At 63.4% G+C, this 19797-nt stretch carries 12 protein-coding genes; 9 read left to right on the forward strand and 3 right to left on the reverse strand.

The window, feature by feature from the left end:
* The first annotated feature begins 85 nt into the window (after window positions 1-85).
* The 7 genes from bamA to DQW91_RS13315 all read left to right on the forward strand — a co-directional run bounded on the left by bamA (window position 86) and on the right by DQW91_RS13315 (window position 7775).
* Complete coding sequence (gene bamA, locus DQW91_RS13285) at window positions 86-2476, forward strand: outer membrane protein assembly factor BamA (RefSeq protein ID WP_112664125.1); 2391 nt, start codon at window positions 86-88, stop codon at window positions 2474-2476.
* Window positions 2477-2515: 39 nt separating this feature from the next.
* Window positions 2516-3574 (forward strand): UDP-3-O-(3-hydroxymyristoyl)glucosamine N-acyltransferase, encoded by a 1059-nt coding sequence (gene lpxD, locus DQW91_RS13290; RefSeq protein ID WP_112664126.1) that lies wholly within the window; start codon window positions 2516-2518, stop codon window positions 3572-3574.
* Between the two features lie 127 nt (window positions 3575-3701).
* Entirely contained in the window at window positions 3702-4166 is a 465-nt protein-coding gene (gene fabZ / locus DQW91_RS13295) for a 3-hydroxyacyl-ACP dehydratase FabZ (RefSeq protein WP_112664127.1), read from the forward strand.
* Window positions 4163-4969, forward strand: coding sequence for an acyl-ACP--UDP-N-acetylglucosamine O-acyltransferase (lpxA, locus tag DQW91_RS13300; RefSeq protein WP_112664128.1), 807 nt, complete (start codon window positions 4163-4165; stop codon window positions 4967-4969). Before fabZ ends, lpxA begins: the two co-directional genes overlap by 4 nt.
* 1 nt (window position 4970) lies before the next feature.
* Window positions 4971-5837, forward strand: a complete 867-nt coding sequence (locus DQW91_RS13305; RefSeq protein ID WP_112664129.1) for an LpxI family protein — start codon at window positions 4971-4973, stop codon at window positions 5835-5837.
* A 103-nt stretch (window positions 5838-5940) separates the two neighbouring features.
* On the forward strand, window positions 5941-7152 hold the full coding sequence (gene lpxB, locus DQW91_RS13310; protein ID WP_112664130.1) for a lipid-A-disaccharide synthase: 1212 nt from the start codon (window positions 5941-5943) through the stop codon (window positions 7150-7152).
* Between the two features lie 11 nt (window positions 7153-7163).
* Complete coding sequence (locus tag DQW91_RS13315; protein WP_112664131.1) at window positions 7164-7775, forward strand: hypothetical protein; 612 nt, start codon at window positions 7164-7166, stop codon at window positions 7773-7775.
* 71 nt (window positions 7776-7846) lie between these two features.
* Here the strand turns inward: DQW91_RS13315 and gltA are convergent, their stop codons facing one another.
* Together gltA and gltX are read right to left on the reverse strand one after the other, a co-directional pair.
* A complete protein-coding gene (gene gltA / locus DQW91_RS13320) occupies window positions 7847-9139 on the reverse strand; it encodes a citrate synthase (protein ID WP_112664132.1) in 1293 nt (430 codons plus the stop codon).
* A 316-nt stretch (window positions 9140-9455) separates the two neighbouring features.
* Window positions 9456-10865: a glutamate--tRNA ligase gene (gene gltX / locus DQW91_RS13325; RefSeq protein WP_112664133.1), complete on the reverse strand. Its 1410-nt coding sequence runs from the start codon at window positions 10863-10865 to the stop codon at window positions 9456-9458.
* A gap of 128 nt (window positions 10866-10993) precedes the next feature.
* Here gltX and DQW91_RS13330 point away from each other — a divergent pair, with 128 nt between their 5' ends.
* Entirely contained in the window at window positions 10994-13270 is a 2277-nt protein-coding gene (locus tag DQW91_RS13330; protein ID WP_112664134.1) for a ComEC/Rec2 family competence protein, read from the forward strand.
* Here the strand turns inward: DQW91_RS13330 and lexA are convergent.
* Complete coding sequence (lexA, locus tag DQW91_RS13335; RefSeq protein ID WP_112664135.1) at window positions 13248-13946, reverse strand: transcriptional repressor LexA; 699 nt, start codon at window positions 13944-13946, stop codon at window positions 13248-13250. The two genes, DQW91_RS13330 and lexA, sit on opposite strands and share 23 nt — an antisense overlap.
* A gap of 328 nt (window positions 13947-14274) precedes the next feature.
* On the opposite strand from lexA, the gene DQW91_RS13340 reads away from it, so the two are divergent.
* Window positions 14275-19797, forward strand: a 5523-nt coding sequence (locus tag DQW91_RS13340) for a beta strand repeat-containing protein (protein WP_425373402.1), incomplete at its 3' end; no start/stop codon positions are given.

Raw genomic sequence — 19797 nt, forward strand, 5'->3', positions numbered from 1 at the left:
CCTTACCAATATGGCTGGAGGCGAAAGCCCCCGGCTTGCGGGGCTCTCCGCCTTGAACAACGAGATATAAGAGACGGGCCAGTTGATGATGTCGACGACCACGCCACGCCGGAAAGTGCCGGCCAGAACCGCGATGATCGCCATGAGCGCGATGATTGCCGGACTTGCCGCGGCGGATCCTTCCTTCGCGCAGCAGGCTGCCCAGGGGAATCGTGCCGGGGCTGTCGCCAGCCGCTCGGTCATCAACCGCGTCGCCATTGAAGGTAATAAGCGCGTCGAGAAGGCCGCCATCGAAGGCGAACTCCAGCTCCGCGCTCGCACGCCTTACAATCAGGCGGTCGTGGATGCGGACGTTCAGCGCATTCTCGAAGTTTATCGTCGGCAGGGCCGGGCGCTTGCCTCCGTCACCCCGCGCATCGTCGATCTGCCGAACGGCAACGTCGACGTTGTCTACTCGATCAACGAGGGCGACAAGACGGGCGTGAAGGAAATCCGCTTCGTCGGCAACGATCAGGTTTCGTCCAGCCGTCTGCGCGGCGTGATGACGACCACCGAGTCGAACCTCCTGAGCTTTTTCAAGAGCTCGGACGTGTACGATCCGGACCGCGTCGATAACGATCTCGAGCTGATCCGCCGTTACTACCTCAAGAACGGCTATGCCGATTATCGCCTCGTCTCGAACAACGTTCAGTTCGACGAGAACGCCGGCGGCTACATCATCACCATCACGGTGAGCGAGGGCGAGCAGTATCGCCTCGGCAACGTGAGCGTCGATTCCCGCCTGGCCAACGTCGATGCTGCGCGCCTCGAGGGCAAGGTTTCGACCTCGTCCGGCTCCGTCTACAGCGCGGATGCGGTGCAGAAGTCGCTCCAGAATCTGACCACGGAAGTCGTCCGCGAAGGTCATGCCTTCGCGCAGGTTCGCCCGGTGGCGACCCGCGATCCGGCGACCCGCACGATCAATCTCGGCTACGTGGTCGAGGACGGTCCGCGTGTCTACGTCGAGCGCATCAACGTTCGCGGTAACACTCGTACCCGCGATTACGTCATCCGCCGCGAATTCGATCTCGGCGAAGGCGACCCCTACAACAAGGTGTTGATGGAGCGCGCCGAGCGTCGCCTCAACAACCTCGGTTACTTCAAGCGCGTCCGCGTTTCGAATGAGCCGGGTTCCGCGCCTGACCGTGTCGTCGTGAACGTGGATGTCGAGGATCAAAGCACGGGCGCCTTCTCGGTGTCGGGTGGTTACTCGACCGCCGACGGCTTCATCGGTGAAGTCGCGGTCAGCGAGACCAACTTCCTCGGCCGTGGCCAGTATGTCCGCCTCGCGGGCCAGCTCGGCCAGCGCACCAACGGCGTCGATTTCTCGTTTACCGAGCCGTACTTCCTCGGCTACCGCCTCGCGGCCGGTATCGACCTGTTTTCGAAGTTCAGCGACCAGACCAAGTATGCGCGTTATGAAAACCGCATGACCGGTGGTCAGCTCCGCTTGGGCATGCCCTTCACGGAAGAGCTGACGATCACGGCTCGCTACTCGCTGTACCAGCAGGATCTGAAGGTCCCGAACGACTTCAAGCAGCCCTTCAACGACTGTACGCAGCCGATCCCGGGCTACACCCGGTTGAATCCAGACGGCACAGTCAACAGCACCTTCTGTGAAGGCAATGGCGAAGCGTCGTTGGCGATCAAGGAATCAGAGGGCAAGACCCTGACTTCGCTCGCGGGTCTGACCTTCAACTACAACACCCTCGACAACACGAAGGACCCGCGCAACGGCTTCTACGCCGAAGTGAAGACCGACGTGGCTGGCCTTGGCGGCGATTCCCACTACTTCCGCGCCACCGGTGACGCGCGTTACTACTACGAAGTCCTCGAGGACATCGTCGGTATCGCCCGCGTCCAGGGTGGTCACATCGCGGGCTTTGGGAACAATAACAAGGACAACTTCAGCCAGGGCGGCAGCCTGCGCATTGTCGACCAGTTCTTCCTCGGCCCGTCGCTGGTCCGCGGCTTCGCGACCAATGGTATCGGCCCGCGCGACGTCTCGACGCTCGACACGAACGCCAACGCCATCGGTGGTACGACTTACTATGGCGGTTCGCTCGAGCTGCAGTTCCCGATCTTCGGCCTGCCGCGTGAGCTGGGCCTGAAGGGTGCTGTGTTCGCTGATGCCGGTACGCTGTATGGTTATGAAGGGCCGACGCACTTCAACACCACCGGCAACACGTTCCTTAACGGGTTTGCGCCATGCGTTAGGACCACGGATGTGGTTCAAAACTGCATCAGGGTCCGCGACAGCAACATGATCCGTTCGTCGGTCGGTGCGTCGATCCTCTGGAGCTCGCCGCTTGGGCCGATCCGCTTCGACTACGCCTTCGCCCTCACCAAGGATGACGGTGAGTTGGCTCCGAATGGAGCAAGAATTGGCGGCGACCGGACGCAAGCCTTCCGGTTCTCCGGTGGTACCCGCTTCTGATTTGGGAGGGCGCCCTTGCGGCGCCCTCGGTCTTTCTACATGACAGATTCCAGTTTCTTTCCGCAGGCCGGGACGCTTTCGCTTCGCCAGGTCGTGGAGATGGCAGGTGCGCAACTCCCCGAAGGTTCCGACGGGGAGTTTGTGCTTACAGGGGTTGCTCCGCTGGAAAGCGCGGGGCCGGGCGATCTCGCCTATATGGACAATGCCGCCTATGGCGCGATCCTGAGCCAGACCAAGGCTGGCGTGTGTCTCGTCACACCGCGTTTCGCCGCCAAGGTCCCTGCAGGTACCATCGCCATCGTCACGCCACTGGCCTACCGCGTTTTCGCGCAGGCGATGGCGCTGCTCTTCCCGAGTGCCATGCGTCCGGGCTCGTTCTTCGACGCGACGGGTATTTCGCCAGGCTCCTCCGTGCATCCCACCGCGCGCCTCGAGCACGGTGTCCGGGTCGATCCCGGCGCGGTGATCGGCCCGGGAGCGGAGATTGGCTCCGGCACGATCATCGGCGCGCATGCCGTCATCGGCCCACAGGTGCGGATCGGGCGTGATTGCTCTATCAGCCCCAATGTCACGATCTCCAATGCCTTTATCGGCAACAGGGTCATCCTGCATCCGGGCGTCTGCATCGGGCAGGACGGGTTCGGCTTCGCGATGGGCCCGCAGGGACATCTCAAGGTGCCGCAGATCGGGCGTGTCATCATTCAGGACGACGTGGAGATCGGCGCGAACAGCACTGTGGATCGTGGCGCGAGCCGGGACACGGTGATCGGGGAGGGCACCAAGATCGACAATCTGGTGCAGATCGCCCACAACGTCGTCATCGGCCGCCATTGCGTCATCGTCGCCCAGGTCGGTATCGCGGGTTCCACGACCATCGAGGATTTCGTGGCGCTTGGTGGACAGGTGGCGGTGAGGGGCCATGTCCGTATCGGCATGGGCGCGCAGATCGCGGCGACCAGCGGCGTGAACGGCGACGTGCCTCCCGGCGCGCGCTGGGGCGGCTCCCCGGCTCGTCCGATGCGGGAGTGGTTCCGCGAGATCACAGCTTTGAAAAAGCTTGCATCGCGGAAAGATTCCAGCGATTCCGCCGAAGATTGAGAATATCAGTCATTTTCGGACGGGCGAGGAACCCTTCCGTCACAGGAAAATGCGAGACAGTAAACAGACCGAACCTGAACGGCCGCGAGCGGTTGAAGGTTGGGAAACGACTTTCGGAGTTGACGTCATGAGCGAAGCGCCGACTACGCTTCAAACCGCCGACATCATGCAGATCCTCGATCTGCTGCCGCACCGCTATCCGTTCCTTCTCGTGGACAAGATCATCGAGATCGACGGCGACAGGTCCTGCATCGGCATCAAGAATGTCACGTTCAACGAGCCGCAGTTCCAGGGCCATTTCCCGACGCGGCCGATCTACCCCGGCGTGTACCTGATCGAGGGCATGGCCCAGACGGCGGGCGCCATCTGCGTCGCCTCGAAGCTCGCGGAGCAGACCCGCCCCAAGCAGGTTTTCTTCATGACCATCGACAAGGTGAAGTTCCGCCGGCCCGTGGAGCCGGGCGACCGGGTCGAGTTCCACATGACCAAGCTCAATAACCGCCGCAACATGTGGTGGTATCGCGGTGAGGCGAAGGTTGACGGCGCGCTCGCCTGTGAGGCTGAGGTCAGCGCCATGCTGGTGACCGAATGAGCGCGCTCATCCACCCCAGCGCCATCGTCGAGGATGGCGCGAAGATCGGCGAGGGCGTGAAGATCGGCCCGTTCTGCACGGTCGGTGCCAATGTCGAACTGGGCGATGCTTGCGAACTCGTGAGCCATGTGGCGGTCGCCGGCCGCACCACCATCGGCGCGCGTACACGCATCTTTCCCTTCGCCTCCATCGGCCACATCCCGCAGGACCTGAAGTATCACGGCGAGCCTTCGACGCTCACCATCGGGTCGGATTGCATGATCCGCGAAGGCGTGACCATGAACCCCGGCACCGAGGGCGGCGGCATGGCGACGGTCATCGGCAACAACTGCGCCTTCCTCGCCAACTCGCATGTCGGCCACGACACCAAGGTCGGCAACAACTGCATCCTGTCGAACAACGTGATGCTCGCCGGCCATGTGACGGTGGGCGATTTCGTGATCTTCGGCGGTGGATCGGCGGTCATTCAGTTCGCCCGTATCGGCTCCCACGCCTTCGTCGGCGGCCTGTCGGGGCTCGAGAACGATCTCATTCCGTACGGCATGGCGATGGGTAACCGCGCGCATCTGGCCGGCCTCAACATCGTCGGCCTGCGCCGTCGCGGCTTCACCCGCGAGCAGATCCACGAGATCCGCCGCGCTTATCGCCTGCTTTTCGCGGAAGAAGGTACGCTCGCGGAGCGTGTCGAGGATGTCGGCAACGAGTTCTCCGCGCAGCCCTTCGTGCAGGAGATCATCGATTTCATCCGCGCGGGCGGTGACCGTGCCATCTGCACGCCGCGCGAGCCTGTCGGGTCCGCCTGACATGACGGCGAATGGTCCGATCGCGATCATTGCAGGGTCCGGTCAGCTCCCCATTCAACTCGCGGACAACCTGAAACAGAAGGGCCGGGATTTCCGTATCCTGGCCTTTCGTGGTTTTGCAGAGCCGGAACTGCGCCGCCGCGCGGATGCGGTGGTCGGGCTTCTCGATCTGAAAACCATCATGGCGACCCTCGATGCGTGGCAGCCCTCCGCCGTCACCCTCGTCGGCGCGGTCCAGCGTCCGGGCTTCTCGGCGCTGCTCGGGGCCTATTCGCTTCTGCGCAACATGCAGGAGGTGAAGGACGTGATTTCGCGCGGGGACGATCAGGTCCTGCGCGGCGCGGTCATGCTCATCGAGGAACGCGGGCACAAGGTCGTCGGCGTACGCGATCTCGCGCCCGAACTCATCGCTCCGCCGACCTTGCGTGGCAAGCTTGAGCCCAACGCGGATGATCGCGAGGCCATTGCCTTCGGTCTCTCGCTTCTTGAATCCCTTTCCGGTTTCGACATCGGCCAGGCGGCTGTCGTCGCGCAGCGCCATGTGCTCGCCATCGAAGGCCCTGAGGGTACGGACCGCATGTTGAGGCGGGTGAGGGCAATGCGCCGCTCCCCCTTCGGCTTTGGCCGCCGCAAGGAAGGCGGCGTGCTCGTGAAGGCCGCGAAGAGGGGCCAGGACCTGCGCGTGGACATGCCCGCCGTCGGCCCGCGCAGTGTGATCGAGGCTGCCCGCGCGGGTCTTTCCGGCATCGCCATCGGTGCGGGCTCCACCCTCGTTCTCAACGAGGAGGTGACGCTGCGCACCGCCGACAGGCTCGGCCTGTTCTTCACTGCCGTCGAACTGCCTTCTGCGGAGGCCATCCGTGGTTGAAAGAACATCGTCCGATAGCCTCACCCTGAGGAGCCGTGCCAGCGGCGTCTCGAAGGGCGAGGCGCCTCAAGAGCGCACTGGATCCTCCTTCGAGACGCAGACTTTGTCTGCTCCTCAGGATGAAGTTCAGGGTTTCAATGAAGGAGCGCCCCCCCTCAAGATCTGGATCGTCGCGGGAGAGGAATCCGGCGATCAGCTTGGCGCGAAGCTGATGCGCGCGCTCAAACAACGCCTTGGTGCGGAGCACCTGCAATTCGGCGGCGTCGGCGGCCATGCGATGGGGCAGGAGGGGCTTAACAGCCTTTTCCCGCTCGAAGAGATCGCGGTCATGGGCATCTCCGCCGTCATCGCGCGGCTGCCTGCGATCCTGCGGCACATCAAGGATACGGCGGATGCAACTGTCGCGGCGAGGCCCGACATCCTCATCATCATCGACAGTCCGGATTTCACCCACCGCGTGGCGAAGGCCGTGCGCAAGCGCGCGCCACAAATTCCGATTGTCGATTATGTCAGCCCCTCCGTCTGGGCGTGGCGCCCGGGACGGGCGAAGAAGATGCGCGCCTATGTGGACCATCTTCTCGCGCTTCTGCCGTTCGAGCCGGAGGCGCATCGCCGTCTTGGCGGTCCGCCGACAACCTATGTGGGTCATCCGCTCATCGAGCGTCTCAACGAGATCCGGCCCGCTGCGGGCGAGCGCGGGGCAGGGGCGGGGAAGCCGCTGCAACTGCTCGTGCTCCCCGGCAGCCGCCGCTCTGAAGTCAGCCGCCTCATGGAGCCGTTCGGGGAGGCGCTGGCGTTGCTGCAGGCGCGCTCCACGCGCCCCTTCGAGGTCACGATCCCTGCCGTTCCGCACCTCGCCGCCGAGATCAGGGCGCGCGCCGAAGCGTGGAGCGTCAAGCCCACCGTCGTCGAGGGCGAGGCGGCGAAATGGGCCGCCTTCCGCAAGGCCGACGCGGCGCTCGCCGCTTCTGGCACGGTGACGCTCGAACTCGGCCTTTCCGGTGTTCCGATGGTCGTCGCTTACCGGGTGTCGAAGATCGAGGAAGTGCTGAAATATCTCATCAAGGCACCCTCGATCGTGCTCACCAATCTGGTGCTCGGCGAGAACGTGATCCCCGAGCTGATCCAGTGGGATTGCACGCCGGAAAAACTTGCAGACGCGCTGCTGCCACTCTTGACTGACACGCCTGAGCGCCGCCGCCAGATCGAGGCCTTCGTGAAGATGGACGATCTCATGCGTATCGGCGACGAAAAGCCGAGCGAGCGCGCCGCGCGCATTGTGGATGAGGTATTAAAGGCGAGAGCCTCCAAGTAGGGACAGTCCATATGGGAAAGGCGCGTCCATCTCAGCTTATCGCCGCTGCAGCGGCATTCACTCTTTCCGCCCTCTGGCAGGTTCACGCGGACGAACTGAAATGCGAAGGGCCTTTTGCGCCGGACACCACGCATGCGCGGCTCGTTCAGGTTTTCGGCGCCAAGAACGTCGCGCGAAAGACTATCTCCGACCCGGAAGGCATCACCTTCAAGGCGAGCGTCCTCTTCGGCAAGGACCCGGCGCGCCGGTTGGAGGTGATCTGGGAGGATGAGGCTCGCGGCAGACGCCCCGCCCGCATCCAGTTTTCAGGGAACGGCTGGTCTGTGGCTGGCCTTCAGGTGGGAGCGCCGCTCGCCGTGGTGGAGGCCGCAAATACGCAGCCCTTCAACCTTTACGGCTTCGATTGGGACTTCGGAGGCACCGTCTCCAACTGGAATGGCGGCGCGCTCGAAAAACTGCCCGGAGATTGCGCCCTCATCGCCATGCTGGAGGCCGACCAAAGCCTGGACGACGAAACTCTGAACAAGGCATCCGGCGATCAGGAGTTCAGCTCTCAGGACCCGGTCATGAAAGCCGTGCACCCGAAAATCATGCTGCTTGGCGTGCGCTATAGCCGCAAGTGAAAGTCGGGATCCAGGCAACATGAAAAAAGGGGCCTTTCGGCCCCTTTCTCGTATTTTCTGTCGGGTAATCTTTACCCGCGCTGGGCGACCGTCACGTAGTCGCGCTTGGGCGCGCCGACATAGAGCTGGCGCGGGCGGCCGATGCGCTGGGACGGGTCTTCGATCATCTCGCTCCACTGTGCGATCCAGCCGACCGTGCGGGCCAGCGCGAAGAGCACCGTGAACATGGAGGTGGGGAAGCCCATCGCCTTGAGGGTGATCCCCGAATAGAAGTCAATGTTCGGGTAGAGCTTCTTCTCGACGAAGTACTCGTCCTTCAGCGCGATCTGCTCGAGCTCCACGGCGACGTCGAGGAGCGGATCGTCCTTGATGCCGAGTTCGCGCAGAACTTCGTGCGTGGTCTTTTGCATGATGCGTGCGCGCGGGTCGTAGTTCTTGTAGACCCGGTGGCCGAAGCCCATGAGACGGAACGGATCGTTCTTGTCCTTGGCCTTGGCGATGTATTCCGGAATGCGATCAGGCGTGCCGATCTCTTCCAGCATCTTGAGCGCGGCCTCATTGGCGCCGCCGTGGGCAGGGCCCCACAGGCAGGCGATGCCGGCGGCGATGCAGGCGAAGGGGTTCGCGCCCGAGGAACCGGCGAGGCGCACCGTCGAGGTCGAGGCGTTCTGCTCGTGGTCGGCGTGAAGGATGAAGATGCGGTCGAGCGCCCGCGAGAGCACCGGGTTCACCTTGTAATCCTCGCACGGCACGGCGAAGCACATGCGCAGGAAGTTCGAGGTGTAGTCGAGATCGTTCTGCGGGTACACGAAGGGCTGGCCGATGGAATACTTGTAAGCCATCGCCGCCAGCGTCGGCATCTTCGCGATCATGCGCATGGAGGCGATCATGCGCTGCTGCGGATCGGAGATATCCGTCGAGTCGTGATAGAAAGCCGAGAGCGCGCCGACGCAGGCGACCATGACGGCCATCGGGTGCGCGTCGCGGCGGAAGCCGTTGAAGAAGCGGGTCATCTGGTCATGCACCATCGTGTGGCGCGTGACGCGATAGTCGAAATCGGCCTTCTGAGCGGCGGTCGGCAACTCTCCGTAGAGCAACAGGTAGCAGGTCTCGAGGAAGTCGCCGTGCTCGGCCAGCTGCTCGATGGGATAGCCGCGATACAGAAGAACGCCCGCGTCGCCGTCGATATAGGTGATCTTCGACTCACAGCTCGCTGTCGAGGTAAAGCCGGGGTCGTAGGTGAACATCCCGGTCTGGCCGTAAAGCTTCGAGATATCGACCACCGACGGGCCGATGGTGCCCTCTTTGATCGCGAGGTCGACCGACTTGTTGTCCACATTGAGCGTGCTGGTGTTGGCACTCATGCGTCTTCGCCCTTTCAACAGGAGGCCGTGCATTACCTAGAGCAGCCGGGACTTTCGAGAACATCCGTTCTTCAGCGGGGCTGTCGACCTGGGATGACGGTCGGTTGGATTTATGGGGGGTTCGGTAGCTTATCCTTATGCCCGGAGCAAGCACATCTAAAGGCGGGGGGCTTGCGCTATGCAGCAGGCGCATCCGTGAGGGCTGAAGCTCCCCGAAATGCCTTGGTCTGCGCCTGCGACGTCTTCCGTAAGGTCATGAAAATGTTATAGTATTTAAACCCGCCCGACAGGCCCGGGCGGGTTTGTGTCGCGCTGCTCAGAGCGCGTCGCGCAGGCGCTCCAGTGTCTCCTCGCGGCCCAGAACCACCATGACGTCGAAGAGGCCGGGGGAGGTGGCACGGCCCGTCAGGGCCGCGCGCAGGGGTTGGGCCACCTGGCCGAGTTTGACGCCGGTGGCTTCCGCATGCTGGCGCACCACGCCTTCCACGCCTTCCGCCGTCCAGTCGTTGAGCCCGGCGAGCTTCTCCACGATGCCCTGAAGCCGCTCGCGCCCATCCTTCAGCAGCACACCCGCCTTCTCGTCGAGCTGCAGCGGACGCGGGGCGTAGAGGTAATAGGCGCTATCGAGAAGCTCGATCAGGGTCTTCGCGCGCTCCTTGAGGCCCGGCATGGCGGCCACGAGCTTCTCCCGCAGGACGGGTGCGAACTTGCGGCCAATGCCGCGCTCTTCACCAATCTCGGGGAGCAGATCCTCCAGGGCCGCGACGAGCTCTTCGTCCGGGGTCTGGCGCATGTAATGGCCGTTGAGGTTCTCGAGCTTGGCGAAATCGAAACGTGCAGGCGAGCGGCCGATGCTGCCGAGATCGAAGGCGTCGATCATTTCCTGCGTCGAGAACATCTCCTGATCGCCATGGCTCCAGCCGAGGCGCACGAGATAGTTGCGCAACGCGGCAGGCAGGTAGCCCATGCTGCGGTAAGCCTCGATGCCGAGCGCGCCGTGGCGCTTGGAAAGCTTCGCGCCGTCGGGCCCGTGAATGAGCGGAATGTGCGACATGTTGGGCACCGCCCAGTCGAGCGCCTGATAGATCTGCGTCTGGCGCGCGGCGTTGGTGAGATGGTCGTCCCCGCGGATGACATGCGTGACGTTCATGTCGTGATCGTCAACCACGACGGCGAGCATATAGGTGGGCGTGCCGTCGGAGCGCAGCAGCACGAGGTCGTCGAGATCCTTGTTCTGCCAGACCACGCGACCCTGAACGGCATCTTCCACCACCGTCTCGCCGTCCTGCGGGGCTTTCAGGCGGATTACCGGCTTGACGCCTGCCGGAGCCTCGGACGGATCGCGGTCGCGCCACCGACCGTCATAGCGCATCGGGCGGCCTTCGCGGCGCGCGGTCTCGCGCATCTCCTCGAGTTCCTGCGGGGTGGCATAGCAATAATAGGCGCGGCCCGCCGCAAGCAGGCTCTCCGCGACCTCGCGATGACGCGCTGCGCGGGAAAACTGGTAAACCACCTCGCCATCCCAATCGAGACCGAGCCAGGTCAGCCCGTCGAGGATCGCCTGGATGGCGGCTTCCGTGGAGCGTTCGCGGTCCGTGTCCTCGATGCGCAGCAGCATCTTGCCGCCGGTGTGCTTGGCGTAGAGCCAATTGAACAAGGCCGTGCGCGCGCCGCCGATATGCAGGAAGCCGGTGGGAGAGGGGGCGAAACGGGTGACGACGGTCATGGCGAACCTTGTAAGCAACCGGGAAAGAGGGCTGCGTTTAACCTAAAAGCCCGACTCGTCAACAAGCTGGGTTGGGTCGGGCGCAGCGGTCGTCTAACATGCCAGGTCTCCCGCGTTAAGCCGAACCGATGGCCGAATACGAACCACATGCCCGCAAACAGGTCCGGCCCACGCCCGCGCGGGTGTTGAGCCTCGCTGGCCCGCGCCTGTCGGGGTTCGTCACCTTTCCAGACTGGCGCGGCTGGATTGCGGCGAATGCCGCACTCGAGATCGAGCAAAGGCGGCTCTTTCCCTGGATCGCGGTTTGTTTCGGCCTTGGCATCGTCCTGTTCTTCCAGGCGGACGGACGCCCGGCCCTGTGGGCCCCGCTCATCGGCTTCGCCCTTAGCGTCGCGCTGCTGGTGACCTTGCGCCGCAGCCTCTGGGGGCTTGCCGTCGCCATCGGTTTTGCCGCGCTCTTCGCAGGCTTTGCCGCCGGTGTGATCCGCACCCGGCAGGTGACAGCGCCCGTCCTTGGCCGGGTTGTGATCGCCCCGGTTTCCGGTTTCGTCGAAAGCGTCGAGCAGCGTCCGCAGGGTGCGCGGCTTCTGTTGCGTCTTACAGGCATGAAGGATGTGCCGGAAAGCGAGCGCCCGCGTTTCGTGCGCGTGACCTTGAAGAAGGGCGAAGCGCTTTCCGCCGGGCAATACATCGAAGGCACGGCGCGCCTGTTGCCGCCGCCGCAGCCTGCCTGGCCGGGCGGATACGATTTCGCCCGCGATGCTTTCTACAAGGAGATCGGCGCGGTGGGTTCAATGGTCGGCGCGATCCGCTATCTGCCGCCGCCGCAACCTCTCGCCTGGGACTTGTGGCTGACAAGCCAGATCGATGCGGCGCGCAATGCCCTGACGGAGCGTATCGCCCGTTCCATCGGCGGGCAGGAGGGAGCGGTCGGCGCTGCGTTGGTGACAGGCAAGCGCGGGCTGATCGGTGAGACGACGAACGACGTGCTGCGCGCTGCTGGCATCTACCACATCGTTTCCATTTCGGGCCTGCACATGGTGCTCGCCGCTGGAACGTTCTTCTGGCTTGTGCGCGCCTTGCTCTCGCTTTCGCCGGCTCTCGCTTTGTCATGGCCGGTGAAGAAGATCGCGGCCTGTGCCGCCATGATCGGCGCAGTGGCCTATTGCATCTTCTCCGGATCGGAAGTCGCGACCGAGCGCTCACTCATCATGACGCTCGTCATGTTCGGCGCGATCCTCGTGGACAGGCCCGCGCTCAGCATCCGCAATCTCGCCATCGCGGCGTTGATCGTGCTCGCGCGCGAGCCGGAGACGATCCTCGGTCCGAGTTTTCAGATGTCCTTCGGCGCGGTTGCCGCGCTCACGGCTTGCGCGCCGTTGCTCGGCCTCGGTACCCCGCAGACGCGCGCGGAGAACGTGTTCGACAAGGCATCGGCTTGGGTCTTTCGCGGTGTGACGGGGCTCATCATCACGACGTTGGTGGCAAGCCTCGCCACCGCGCCATTCACCGCGTACCACTTTCAGACGCTCAACCCGCTTGGGCTGATAGGCAATGCGTTGGCTCTGCCGCTGGTCTCCATTGTCGTGATGCCTTCGGCGCTGCTCGGTGTCATCGCCTATCCTTTCGGTCTCGACCAGCCGGTGTGGCGGATCATGGGGCTTGCCGTCGCTAAGGTGCTCGATGTGTCCGCATGGGTTGGCGGCCTCAATGGCGCGACGGTCCTCGTTCCGGCCATGAGTGTCGGCGCGGTGGTTTTGATGGGCCTTGCGCTCATCATGGCAACCTTGATGGTGTCAGGCCTGCGGTGGCTTGCCGTTATTCCCGCAAGCGTCGGATTGATGTTCGCGGGCATGCCCAATCGCGTGGATGCGTTCATTGATCGTGATGGAACGGGAGCCGCCATCCGCAACGTCGAGGGACGCCTCGTTCTGGTCGGCAAGCCTTCACGCTTTGTTGTGCAGCAGTGGCTGCAAGCGGATGGCGATACGCGCTCGCCCGATGACAAGGCGCTGCGAGAGGGTGTCCGCTGTGACCGTCTCGGATGCGTGGTGGAGACCTCCAGCGGTCGCGCGGTTGCCTTCGTTCAGGATGCAGCGGCCTTCGAGGAGGATTGCCGCAGGGCAGGGCTCGTCATTGCGCGTTTGAACGCGCCGGCGACATGCGGCGCATCGCTGGTGCTCGACAAGGCAGCCCTTGCCGGGCGCGGCGCGACGACGGTCCGCTTTGCGGAAGGGGCGATGGAGATGCGGTCTGTGAACAGGGAAGGCGAGGCGCGTCCCTGGCAGGAAAAACTACGTATCGCGGCGACAAAGCCGCCGGTTCAGGAGCAGCCACGACCCGCGCGGCCAACCCCTGAACTGGACATCCCGGAGGAGGATGTCAGTAGCGGCGCACCAGACTGACGAGCTTGCCCTGGATCTTCACCCGGTCGGGCCCGAGCACGCGCGTCTCGTAGCTCGGATTGGCAGCCTCCAGCGCGATGGAAGAGCCGCGGCGACGGAAGCGTTTCAAGGTCGCTTCCTCATCGTCGATCAACGCAACGATGATGTCGCCTGTGTTGGCGGAATCCTGTTTGCGAACAACGACGAGATCGCCATCGAGAATGCCGGCTTCCACCATCGAGTCGCCGCGCACTTCAAGCGCGTAATGCTCGCCCTGTGCCAGAAAGTCGGCGGAGAGCGTGATGGAATGACTCTTGTTCTGGATTGCCGAGATCGGCGTGCCGGCGGCGATCCGGCCCATAACCGGAATGGAAATATCGCGCGTCCGCTCTTCCACGACAGGAGCTGGCTTGGCGCGGGTAGCGAGCCCGCCTTCGACGACGCTCGGCGTGAATTGGCGGCGGCCAGCGGTGCCGCCCACGGTCTCCGGCAGGCGGATCACTTCCAGCGCGCGAGCGCGGTTGGGCAGGCGGCGAATGAAGCCGCGCTCCTCAAGAGCGGTAATTAGGCGATGGATGCCCGATTTCGACTTGAGATCCAGCGCATCCTTCATCTCGTCGAAGGATGGCGGAACCCCCGATTCACGTAGGCGCTCGTGAATGAAACGAAGCAGTTCGTGCTGTTTGCGCGTCAGCATGGCCGTCCCTTGCAGCTCCTGATGGAGCGATTCTGAAACAAATCGCGAACAAGGTAGCTGTTCTTGCTGTGTTCCGCAAGCGGCTTGCGCCCGGGCGGATGTTGCCGAAGCGGGATCTGTCCGGAAGGTTTGCCGCGGACTGCGCGCAAGGCCGTGCAGAGCGGATCTCATCCCAGCGGTTCGCGATCCTGGTGCTAGCAGTCAGAGGCCTCTGGAGGCCTTCTGTAACAATACATAGTCCCCCGTACGAACGCATGGTGTCCATGCCTGGACCCGACCTTACGGTGCAGGCTCGGAATAGCACTCGCTTTTGTATGCGGAGAGTAAAATGGCAAGCGGACCGACCCGTTGGAACCTGGAAGCGCAAATTAGCAGCGATCAGGGGCTGAACAATTCGGCTATGGCCGTTGCCTCCGATGGGACGACCATGGTCGTCTGGCAAGACCGGCGTTCGGATGGGACGGTTGTCAACTTTGCGAGGCTGGTGAGCTTCGATGGAGAGCTGATCCGGCAGTTCGAGGTGGCGCCACCTGGCGGCATTGGGGGTTACGTGCAGGGGGGCGCGTCGGTTTCCGTTTTGGCTAACGGCAACTTCGTTGTGGGCTGGAACCAGGAAACATTCTTCGGTGACACTAATATTGTATCGCAGGTCTATACAACTGCCGGGGACGTTGTTTTAACAAATCCTGGCGTTGTGTCTTATCAGACCGGCTATGACCACGATGTTTCGGTTTTCGGTAATCCTGCGCCTGCCTGGGCTAATGGCGATGAAGGGTACCGCGCCGTATGGGAGCGGGGCGGCTCTATCTATACTCGCGGGTTCCATAAGGATGGGTATGGTCTAACCGATTACGAATATGTCCTCGTCGCGCCCTCTGCTAATGGGACAGTTTCTAAGCCGACGGGAATATACCTTTCCGATGGGACCGGGCTTGTTGCCTATCGCTATGAGACTGTGACTACTTGGCCGGGGCAAGACCCTGTCGTTACCTACGGCATCGCCTTCAAGTATGCCTCTGGTTCTACTGGTATCGTCGGCGTTAGTTCCGGCGACGATGCTGTGCTCGATTATTCTCTAATCGCAATGCCCAATAATGGGTTTCTGGTGACCTGGTCCAGTGGAGGGATAAATACTCCCTACTCGACGCGCAGCCAGTATTACGATGCGACCGGTGTAAAATCGGGGGGCGAAATTGTCCTTTCGACCGGTGTGCCGGTCTATGCTGTCAAGACAGCCCAACTGCCTACTGGCGTGACGGTCTATACATGGGTGGAAACGACCGCATCCGGCGCGCTTCTCAAGGCCCGGCTTTACTCGAACGCAACCCCTATTGCGTCGGAGTTCGTTGTCGGTACGGCCGTGCCGGCGACCTATGGTGGGCTCATTAATCCGGAAATCATCTCCCACAATGATGGTCGGTTCACGATTACCTGGACCAATGCTCAGAATTCGAGCGGAGGGCCCATTCGTGGGCAGACCTACGATACGCGTCCGTCGACTGGTTGGGAGTGGAACGGAGGCATCAATGCCGACAGCTACGTCGGCACCATCGGCAGCGATACCTTGCGTGGCGGAGGCGGGTCGGACCGGCTTTCAGGTTACGAAGGCAACGACAGCCTTGAAGGCGGCGACCTGCATGACACCCTCAAGGGCGGAAGTGGCGACGATACGCTGAATGGCGGCGAAGGAAACGACGTCCTGAATGGTGGCGCTGGTAATGACTTCGCAAGTTACGCCAATGCTTCGTCGGGAGTGTCTGTCGATTTAAACAATCCAAATGGATACAATTCCGGTGAGGCTCGAGGCGATAGTTACCAGAGCATCGAGGGTGTGATCGGTTCATCGGGAGACGATACCATTTCTGGAACAGCGAACGCTGAAACGTTCGTTGGAGGCGATGGGAACGACGTTCTTGATGGCCGCGGTGGATCTGACACGCTCAATGGCGGTGCTGGCAACGACACCTATTACGTTGACGATGCTGGCGACAAGATTTTTGACACCAGCGGTAGCGATAAGATCTTCACGTCTATCGACTGGACGCTTCAGGCAGGCCTCGAGAACCTTGCTGCCGTGGATCGGGCGGCAACAACGCCTCTGGTGCTGACTGGTAACGGTGTTGGAAATATCATCACGGGCAATGCCGGTGCCAACAAGCTCGATGGCGGTGGCGGGGACGATACGCTCGATGGTGGAGCGGGTGCCGACCAGCTTATCGGCGGCGCTGGAGATGATTGGGCCGACTATTCGAGCGCTGCGCAGGGCGTTGTCGTAAGCCTGCTCAATTTTATCGCTCAAACGGGCGATGCGGCAGGCGATACATTCGATTCCATCGAGAACCTTCGTGGCTCGGCTTTTGATGACACCCTGATCGGCAACGATGCCAACAACACCATCGAGGGTGGGCTCGGTGATGATGCTCTCTATGGTGGAGGTGGAGCGGACGTTCTGAATGGCGGCGGCGGTTGGAATCTGGTGACCTACCAATTCTCAACGGCCGGATCAGGAATTACCCTCAATCTCAAAACCGGTGGACATACCGGTGAGGCGGCGGGCGATCAATTCATCAACATCAATGCCTTCGTGGGAACGACCTGGTCCGATACGTTTATCGGATCCGACGGCTATGACGAGTTCTACGGCTATAACGGCAACGATTCCCTGAGTGGAGGTAAAGGTAGCGATTATCTCCGGGGAGATGACGGTAACGACACGCTTGTGGGCGGCAGCGGTGCCGACACTCTGAACGGTTCGAGCAATTACGATGGTACGGATGACACGGGCTTCGATTGGGCATCCTATGCGGATGCTGAGGCGTCCGTAACGGCCTATCTGGAAGCATCGTTGCAAGACCAAGCCACTGGCGATGCCGCCGGTGATGTTTACATCGGCATAGAGGGTCTGATTGGCTCGAACTTCGGCGACAAGCTCTATGGCTTTTCAAAGAAGGCCAGCTTCCTCGACGGCGGTGCGGGCAACGACTCGCTCTATGGCGGTACTGGCGACGACACCTTGGAGGGTGGGCTCGGCGCGGACAGCATGGTGGGCGGCACGGGCAACGACACCTACTATGTGGACGATGCCGGCGACACGGTCTCGGATATCGGGGGCGCCAAGGACAAGGTGATCACGACGATCAGCTACACGCTGGCGGCGGGCCTTGAGGATGCCGAGGTGCGCTCGAGCGTGGCGACGGCGACGCAGGTCAACCTGGGTGGCAATGGCCTGAACAACGTGCTGACGGGTCATGGCGGCGCCAACTCGCTCGACGGCGGGGCGGGCAACGACACGCTGGTGGGCAACGGCGGCAACGACACCTTCGAGGGTGGGCTTGGCGCGGACAGCATGGTCGGCGGCACGGGCAACGACACCTACTACGTGGACGATGCCGGCGACAGCATCACGGATGCGGGCGGTCGCGACAAGGTGGTCACGACGATCAGCTACACGCTGGGAGCGGGTCTTGAGGATGCCGAGGTTCGCTCGAGCGTGGCGGCGGGCACGCGCGTCGATCTGACCGGCAACGGCTCGGACAACGTGCTGACGGGCCATGGCGGCGCGAACTCGCTCGACGGCGGCTCAGGAGCCGACACGCTCATCGGCGGCGGCGGTAACGACACCTTCGAGGGCGGCCTTGGCGCGGACAGCATGGTCGGCGGCACAGGCAACGATATCTACTATATCGATCATTTTGGTGACACGATCACGGATGCGGGCGGCCACGACAAGGTGATCGCGTCGCGTGACTACACGCTGGGAACGGGTCTTGAGGACGCCGAGGTTCGCTCGAGCGTGGCGGCGGGGACGCGCGTCGACCTGACCGGCAACGGCTCGGACAACGTGCTGACGGGCCATGGCGGCGCGAACTCGCTCGACGGCGGCTCAGGAGCCGACACGCTCATCGGCAACGGCGGCAACGACACCTTCGAGGGTGGGCTTGGCGCGGACAGCATGGTCGGCGGCACGGGCAACGACACCTACTATGTGGACGATGCGGGCGACACGATCACGGATGCCGGCGGCCGCGACAAGGTGGTCACGACGATCAGCTACACGCTGGCGGCGGGCCTCGAGGATGCCGAGGTGCGCTCGAGCGTGGCGGCGGGCACGCGCGTCGATCTGACCGGCAACGGCTCGGACAACGTGCTGACGGGGCATGCCGGAGCGAACTCGCTGGACGGCGGGGTGGGCAACGACACGCTCATCGGCAACGGCGGCAACGACACCTTCGAGGGTGGGCTCGGTGCCGACAGCATGGTCGGCGGCACGGGCAACGACACCTACTATGTGGACGATGCGGGCGACACGATCACGGATGCCGGCGGCCGCGACAAGGTGGTCACGACGATCAGCTACACGCTGGCGGCGGGCCTCGAGGACGCCGAGGTTCGCTCGAGCGTGGCGGCGGGGACGCGCGTCGACCTGACCGGCAACGGCTCGGACAACGTGCTGACGGGCCATGCCGGAGCGAACTCGCTGGACGGCGGGGTGGGCAACGACACGCTCATCGGCAACGGCGGCAACGACGCCTTCGAGGGTGGGCTCGGTGCCGACAGCATGGTCGGCGGCACGGGCAACGACACCTACTATGTGGACGATGCGGGCGACACGATCACGGATGCCGGCGGCCGCGACAAGGTGGTCACGACGATCAGCTACACGCTGGCGGCGGGCCTCGAGGATGCCGAGGTGCGTTCGAGCGTGGCGGCGGGCACGCGCGTCGATCTGACCGGCAACGGCTCGGACAACGTGCTGACGGGGCATGCCGGAGCGAACTCGCTGGACGGCGGGGTGGGCAACGACACGCTCATCGGCAACGGCGGCAACGACACCTTCGAGGGTGGGCTTGGTGCCGACAGCATGGTCGGCGGCACGGGCAACGACACCTACTATGTGGACGATGCGGGCGACACGATCACGGATGCCGGCGGCCGCGACAAGGTGGTCACGACGATCAGCTACACGCTGGCGGCGGGCCTCGAGGACGCCGAGGTGCGCTCGAGCGTGGCGGCGGGCACGCGCGTCGACCTGACCGGCAACGGCTCGGACAACGTGCTGACGGGCCATGGCGGCGCGAACTCGCTCGACGGCGGCTCAGGAGCCGACACGCTCATCGGCAATGGCGGCAACGACACTTTCGAGGGTGGGCTTGGTGCCGACAGCATGGTCGGCGGCACGGGCAACGACACCTACTATGTGGACGATGCGGGCGACACGATCACGGATGCCGGCGGCCGCGACAAGGTGGTCACGACGATCAGCTACACGCTGGCGGCGGGCCTCGAGGACGCCGAGGTGCGCTCGAGCGTGGCGGCGGGGACGCGCGTCGACCTGACCGGCAACGGCTCGGACAACGTGCTGACGGGCCATGCCGGAGCGAACTCGCTGGACGGCGGGGTGGGCAACGACACGCTCATCGGCAACGGCGGCAACGACACTTTCGAGGGTGGGCTCGGTGCCGACAGCATGGTCGGCGGCACGGGCAACGACACCTACTATGTGGACGATGCGGGCGACACGATCACGGATGCCGGCGGCCGCGACAAGGTGGTCACGACGATCAGCTACACGCTGGCGGCGGGCCTCGAGGATGCCGAGGTGCGCTCGAGCGTGGCGGCGGGCACGCGCGTCGATCTGACCGGCAACGGCTTGGACAACGTGCTGACAGGCCATGCGGGCGCCAACTCGCTGGACGGCGGCTCAGGGGCCGACACGCTCATCGGCGGCGGCGGTAACGACACCTTCGAGGGCGGCCTTGGCGCGGACAGCATGGTCGGCGGCACGGGCAACGACATCTACTACGTTGACGATGCGGGCGACACGATCACCGATGCGGGCGGTCGCGATAAG

Source organism: Microvirga flavescens, from assembly GCF_003290125.1.
Lineage (GTDB): Bacteria > Pseudomonadota > Alphaproteobacteria > Rhizobiales > Beijerinckiaceae > Microvirga > Microvirga flavescens.

Coding starts and splice junctions, on each gene's coding strand:
- gltA (WP_112664132.1), bottom strand. CDS start 9,139: ATGAGTGCCAACACCAGCACGCTCAATGTGGACAACAAGTCGGTCGAC.
- fabZ (WP_112664127.1), top strand. CDS start 3,702: ATGAGCGAAGCGCCGACTACGCTTCAAACCGCCGACATCATGCAGATC.
- gltX (WP_112664133.1), bottom strand. CDS start 10,865: ATGACCGTCGTCACCCGTTTCGCCCCCTCTCCCACCGGCTTCCTGCAT.
- DQW91_RS13305 (WP_112664129.1), top strand. CDS start 4,971: ATGACGGCGAATGGTCCGATCGCGATCATTGCAGGGTCCGGTCAGCTC.
- lexA (WP_112664135.1), bottom strand. CDS start 13,946: ATGCTGACGCGCAAACAGCACGAACTGCTTCGTTTCATTCACGAGCGC.
- DQW91_RS13315 (WP_112664131.1), top strand. CDS start 7,164: ATGGGAAAGGCGCGTCCATCTCAGCTTATCGCCGCTGCAGCGGCATTC.
- lpxD (WP_112664126.1), top strand. CDS start 2,516: ATGACAGATTCCAGTTTCTTTCCGCAGGCCGGGACGCTTTCGCTTCGC.
- DQW91_RS13330 (WP_112664134.1), top strand. CDS start 10,994: ATGGCCGAATACGAACCACATGCCCGCAAACAGGTCCGGCCCACGCCC.
- lpxA (WP_112664128.1), top strand. CDS start 4,163: ATGAGCGCGCTCATCCACCCCAGCGCCATCGTCGAGGATGGCGCGAAG.
- bamA (WP_112664125.1), top strand. CDS start 86: ATGATGTCGACGACCACGCCACGCCGGAAAGTGCCGGCCAGAACCGCG.